Source organism: Sulfuricurvum sp. (genome assembly GCF_049305995.1).
GTDB lineage: Bacteria > Campylobacterota > Campylobacteria > Campylobacterales > Sulfurimonadaceae > Sulfuricurvum.
Genome location: NZ_JBAQPS010000304.1, coordinates 1 through 3,831, shown reverse-complemented (window position 1 = coordinate 3,831; position 3,831 = coordinate 1). Strand labels below are relative to the sequence as shown.

Annotated in this window: 6 protein-coding genes and 1 other RNA gene; all 7 read right to left on the bottom strand. The window is 38.2% G+C overall.

Annotation, left to right across the window (positions count from 1 at the left end; translation table 11 throughout):
* Window positions 1-713, bottom strand: a 713-nt coding sequence (locus tag WA010_RS10475; RefSeq protein WP_422557060.1) for a HipA domain-containing protein, incomplete at its 3' end; no start/stop codon positions are given.
* The gene (locus tag WA010_RS10470; RefSeq protein ID WP_422557059.1) at window positions 710-1,048 is read right to left on the bottom strand and encodes a HipA N-terminal domain-containing protein; all 339 of its coding nucleotides are present in this window, start codon (window positions 1,046-1,048) and stop codon (window positions 710-712) included. The genes WA010_RS10470 and WA010_RS10475, both read right to left, overlap by 4 nt.
* 10 nt (window positions 1,049-1,058) lie before the next feature.
* A complete protein-coding gene (locus WA010_RS10465) occupies window positions 1,059-1,274 on the bottom strand; it encodes a helix-turn-helix domain-containing protein (protein ID WP_422557058.1) in 216 nt (71 codons plus the stop codon).
* A gap of 253 nt (window positions 1,275-1,527) precedes the next feature.
* Entirely contained in the window at window positions 1,528-1,794 is a 267-nt protein-coding gene (locus tag WA010_RS10460) for a hypothetical protein (protein WP_422557057.1), read from the bottom strand.
* A complete protein-coding gene (locus tag WA010_RS10455; RefSeq protein ID WP_422557056.1) occupies window positions 1,791-2,783 on the bottom strand; it encodes a hypothetical protein in 993 nt (330 codons plus the stop codon). The genes WA010_RS10460 and WA010_RS10455 overlap by 4 nt, the downstream gene beginning before the upstream one ends.
* Window positions 2,784-2,898: 115 nt before the next feature.
* Window positions 2,899-3,271, bottom strand: a transfer-messenger RNA (tmRNA) gene (gene ssrA, locus WA010_RS10450).
* 36 nt (window positions 3,272-3,307) lie between these two features.
* On the bottom strand, window positions 3,308-3,772 hold the full coding sequence (gene trpA / locus WA010_RS10445; protein WP_422557055.1) for a tryptophan synthase subunit alpha: 465 nt from the start codon (window positions 3,770-3,772) through the stop codon (window positions 3,308-3,310).
* Window positions 3,773-3,831: the final 59 nt, after the last annotated feature.

Sequence of the window (3,831 nt, the reverse complement as noted above, 5' to 3'; positions counted from 1 at the left end):
AACTCTTCGTTGATATGGTATTTGGTATAGAGTAGATCATAGTTAGGAGTAAAATCGAGATCTCGTCGCCCATAGGGTCGATAAAGTGAAAAGTTTTTCAGATGCGCGTCACCGTTTCCGATGAGATAGTTAAAAATAACGCGACGATAAAAATCTTCTATCGCACCGGAACTTGCCGCCATGACCTCTTTTGCTCTCAGTGCAATCGCTTCATAGCTCGAATCGTATTTATAGTTCGCCCCATCGGTCTCTTCGCTCATTCCTATGATCGATGCAAAATCTTCCTGATCGAGCTTTGATCCGTCTTTTGCATAATCAAATCGTTTCACGAGATATGCCATTTCGCCGTTACTGAAATGGATAATCGCATTGGCCGCCGTCGGGATTTTAAAAACTTGCTTTGAAAGCTGCATACTCAGATGTTCATTCGCAACAATATCTTCCGAGTGCTTCAGCTGTGTTGCCGGAACAGGTTTTAAGATAAACTCCCCCTTATCGGTTGTCGGAACGAGATCGTTCCCCTCAAGCCGTAGAGAAATTTTGTCCTGAACACCGGAGATAGAGATGCGTGTCGCTTGGGATTGGCGGTACTCGTAAAATTCTTTTATATCGAATTTCAGATGATTGATATGACGCCCATTAAACAGCTCTTTTTTGCATTTCGGACAATACTCACCTGAGGCGATCGGCTTGAAGCATCCAAAACATTTCATGATTTATCCTCACTTTCTATGAGCTCTTTGATAGTGATTGATCCGATTGTATTGCTCATTGTCGTTTTCAGCAACCGTGTAAAAAGATCGTTTTCATCAATGCGAAGTGCTCTACATTGGATGGTTTTAGCACTCCCCTCAGCTAACATGTTCGCGAAGAAGGGGAAAAGAACGAGTGAAGTATAACCCTCCTGACGCAAAGGCAATCCTATCGAAATCGGGAGTGCCAATGGATCGTTTAAATAGTCCTGATCGTAAATAAACTGATATTCTCCATTCTCTTTTGATACGATCCCGACAAATCTTTCATTGCGATACACTTCACCTTTTTGCATCTATCTTATCCTACGCTTTTTCTTTAACACGTACCACGATTTCTAATCCAAGCACATCCAGTATTTTTTCCAGATTGAGGAGCGAAATATTGCCTTTGGCATTTTCGAGCGTAGACAAGGTCGTTTTGCTAATCAGCGCATAATCACAAACCTGCTCTTGCTCCATATTGATTTCAGTACGTCTGGATGCAATAGCACTTCCGATGGTTAATCGAATATCATCCATAGAGGCTCCAGTGTTAATATATTGTAAGTATAGCAGTTATTAGTAGATTTATGGTCAATAAAATAGCTATATTTTCAATATATTGTAAATGCTAGTAGAAGAGGTTAGTCTATTTCTTAAAATTGTATAACACTTTGTGGGATTTCCTTGGTCAAGTTTAGCAACTCATCTTTGACTATAAATCTTCATAGTCTAACTTAACGAATAAACTCTTACTATGGATTTTATAAATTAAAAGGCAAAAATAAAAATATCATGCCCAAACTTGTGATTTTGGCATTTTAGAGATCATCACTTTGGCTTGAATAAGCATCTTTTTTTGTGCTTCAATGCTTGGAGTTTGGTTTTCGAGAGCAGACGTTTGCACGACACGGTTCACAATCTCTTGCGCTTTTTTCTCGATTTGTGCTTGATAGAGTGCTTTCGCCGATTGTTTTGGTTTAATAGCAATTTCGCATCCCAAAGCTTTTGTCTCATAATCAGTACTTAGAGGCAAATTTTCAGGGATGAATGGAGTCACTGTTTTATACTTTTTGTCATCATCGACACTGTTTTTTCTGCGATAGACATAGCCATGGAATCATCCTCTTCTTTGACTTTATCCTTATCTAAAGAGTTGTCTTTTTTAATCAACTGATTAATCACTTTTTTGAAAATTTCACGAGCTTCTATCATGCTTCGTGAATAATCACTCATCAACATTCCCGCTTTTAACACTCCTGAAACTTTTTCGATATACCCCGTCTCAACCAAAAGATTTTCACGTAATTTGAGAATGTTATTGATAAAACGTAAAACAATAACTAGTAAAACAATTTTTAAAACGGATGGACTGGCAAAGGCTAAATAATTCGCCATTAACCCATTTATTTTTAATGGATCAATAGATGGCGAGAAAAAAATACCATACAGCAAGCTGATAACCAATAAAATTGCTATAACACTTGATCCGATTAAAAGTGATATGTATAAAATCATACTCGCTTTTAAACTCTTCATCGAATCTGTAATCTGAAAAATTGCCTCAGTAATGGTTGCTTTTTCTTCTTCAATTTCGTCGTCTCTAAGAGATTTTATTCTTTCTATTTCATCATCACTTGCATATAACTCTTTTAATTCATCATCAGTTAACTTTCCTGATTCTTTTAAACGAATGATAATATTTTCAATTTGATCACTTTTCGATTGATAGACTAATACTTGTTCTTTTAAATCATATACATTTTTTGTAAGTTTTTCATTTTCTTCTTGCAAAATGAAAAATTCTTGAAATATTTCATCATTTTCTTCTCTACCACCTCGTTTAATCAAAGAATCCATGATTTTTGACTTAGCATTTTTGATTACATCATCATCAACACCTACAACGATTTCATAGAGAGCATTTTTTTCATGCGATTTTTTTTGAATCTCACGTGTTTCAATGAGCATTGCTTCTTCACCCACTTCTAGCTGTGCTTTTTTAAGAGCATCAGCAGGTGTCTCCCCTCTAAATGTCAATATTCTCATTTCTTCACTTTTTATAATATCTGATTTAGTTATGATAACATAGATGTCAATAAATAAACAAAAGTGTCTATTATTTCTAAATAATTTTATTAGTCAGGGAAAGGATTTGAAGTTTTGGTGGAGGCGTCCGGGATTGAACCGGAGTCCTAAACCAAGGAAGTAAAGGCGTCTACATGCTTAGTAACGTTGTTTGTTTTTCAGATGACTATCACACAACGTGCAAAGCTACATCATCCAATTCTCTAAATTCATTCAAGTCCGAGACATTCCAAGAATATAGCTATCACAGGGGTTATACGCCAAGCCCTTCCAGTTATAGCATAGGAAGGTAGCGCAGTCCTAAAGTTTAATTAAACTTACGCTACAGCGTAAGCAGGACGGTAATTAGTGTTGTTTGCGTTTAAGCAAGTGTGAGCCGTATAACGGAGATGCTCAGTCCGGCGATGCAACCTAAACCTTCTTGATCCAGTCGAAGCCATGTCGCCCCCACGTGGTAACCGAAGTTAGAGTGGAATTATAGCACGTTAGCTGTTAATGAGAGATTTAATATTGCGGGTGATTTCACAACATTTCGCGATTTTTTGGGTTGCTGAAATAGTATCGTCCAACAAGACATTGACGATAGCCGATCCAACGATGACACCATCTGCCCCCTGCACTTTTTCGCGCGCTGTTTTTTCATTCACGCCGAAACCGACGTAAACAGGAGTCCGAGTGTGACGTTTGATCATCTCTAAAGTCGGAGCTAAATCTTCAGCTTTACCACTTCCCGTGATCCCTGCATAAGCGACGAGGTAGATAAATTTACGCGCTTCAGCGGTAATCAATTTAATACGATCTTCGCCATCCGTCGGAGCAACAAAAGTGATATTAGCTAAGGCGCGTGCTTCAAAGAGATTATGATAGTTTTTTGCCTCTTCATACGGAACATCGGGGATAATCAAACCGTTTACGCCGATGCTCGCGGCTTTATCCAGCAACACTTCCATCCCGTACCTCGTCGCTTATGCAGGGATCACGGGAAGTGGTAAAGCTGAAGATTTAGCTC